Source organism: Kitasatospora sp. NPDC093558 (assembly GCF_040683475.1).
Classification (GTDB): domain Bacteria; phylum Actinomycetota; class Actinomycetes; order Streptomycetales; family Streptomycetaceae; genus Kitasatospora.
Window position 1 is genome coordinate 1 of sequence record NZ_JBFBDY010001147.1, and the last position, 1,455, is coordinate 1,455.

Genomic DNA, 1,455 nt, shown 5'->3' on the forward strand with positions numbered 1-1,455 from the left:
ATTGTTTTTTTTATAATTAGTTTAAATTGCGTTTTTTTTTTGGTGGGGCGTCGGGGGGGGGTGGGGGGGGGGTGGGGGGGCGCCCGGGGGGGGGGGGGCGGCCGGCCGGGGGGGGGTCACAGCTGCGGGGAGCCGGGCATCGCGGTGAGGGCGTCGACGGTGTAGGTGAGGATGCGCGGGGTGGCGCCGGCGGTGTCCACGGTCCAGGTCTGGTAGGCGTCGAAGCCCTTCCAGACGCTGCGGGCCTGCGGCGGGTTCCACACCTTGGTCTGCCAGTTGACGACGACCTTGAGCACGGTGCGGGTGCCTTCGACGCGGTCGATCTCCACCGAGGTGACGGTGTGCTCCTCGTCGAAGAAGGTGCGGGTGACCTTGTCGTACCAGTCGGCGAAGGCGGCCAGGCCGCGGGAGGTGCCTTCGGGGAAGTTCATGACCAGTCCGTCCTCGGCGAGGTAGGCGGTCACCTGCTCCAGCGGGTCGTGCCGGTCGAGGGCGGTGTACCAGTCCTTGGCGAACTGTTCGAGGGCGGCCCGGGTGGGCCGGGTCTGGGTCGCGGACACGGGTGCTCCTTGTTCGGTGACGAGGTCATACGGTGCTGTGGTCGTTCGGTGCTGAGGCCGTTCGGTGCTGAGGTCATTCGGTGCTGAGGTCATTCGGTGATGAGGTCGACCAGGAACGGGCCGTCGTGGGTGAGCAGGGCGCGTACGGCTTCGGCGACGTTCTCCGGCTTGTCCACCCGGATGCCGGGCACGCCGAGGGAGGCGGCCAGGTCGGCGAAGCGGATGTCGGGGCGCGAGAGGTCGAAGGCGTCGGGGTAGGCGTGCCGCGGGATGCCCAGTTCCTTCCAGTACTGCTCGATGTTGAGGTCGAGCAGCCGGTAGCGGCGGTTGTTGCAGATGACGAACTTGGCGTCGATGTGGTGGCGGGCCGCGGTCCACAGCGCCTGGATGGTGTACATGCTCCCGCCGTCGCCGGTGAAGCCGACGACCTGCAGGTCCGGGCGGGCCAGCTTGACGCCCAGGGCGCCGGGGATGCCCACGCCCAGGGAGCCGCCGCGGGTCTGGAAGTAGGTGCCGGGGATGCGGGGTGGCAGGTGGCGGGTGATGGGGGCGGAGGAGGTCAGGGCCTCGTCGAACACCGCGAGGTTGCCGGGTGCCTGACGGGCCAGCTCGCGGGCGAAGTGCTCCATCAGGCTCTCGGGCCCCACCTGGGGCGGCATGGGGCGCGGCGCGGGCGGGGCCGTGGTGGCGGGTGCGCCGCGGCGGGCGAGTTCGCCGGCGAGTGCTTCCAGGGTCAGCCGGGGGTCGGCGGCCAGGCCGATCTCGACCGGGAAGTTCTTGGCGATCTCGTAGGCGTCGAGGTCGATGTGGACGATGCGGGCGTCGTCGCGGAAGGGGCTGGCGAGTTCGGGGAAGACCTCGGGGAAGACGTAGGTGCCGACGATCAGGACGGCGT

At 69.8% G+C, this 1,455-nt stretch carries 2 protein-coding genes; both read right to left on the reverse strand.

Features of this window, described 5'->3' with window-relative positions; all coding sequences use genetic code 11:
- Window positions 1–116 precede the first annotated feature (116 nt).
- Complete coding sequence (locus tag AB0O00_RS39265) at window positions 117–560, reverse strand: nuclear transport factor 2 family protein (RefSeq protein WP_363659456.1); 444 nt, start codon at window positions 558–560, stop codon at window positions 117–119.
- Between the two features lie 89 nt (window positions 561–649).
- A partial coding sequence (locus tag AB0O00_RS39270; RefSeq protein WP_363659457.1) for a thiamine pyrophosphate-dependent enzyme occupies window positions 650–1,455 on the reverse strand: 806 nt, incomplete at its 5' end.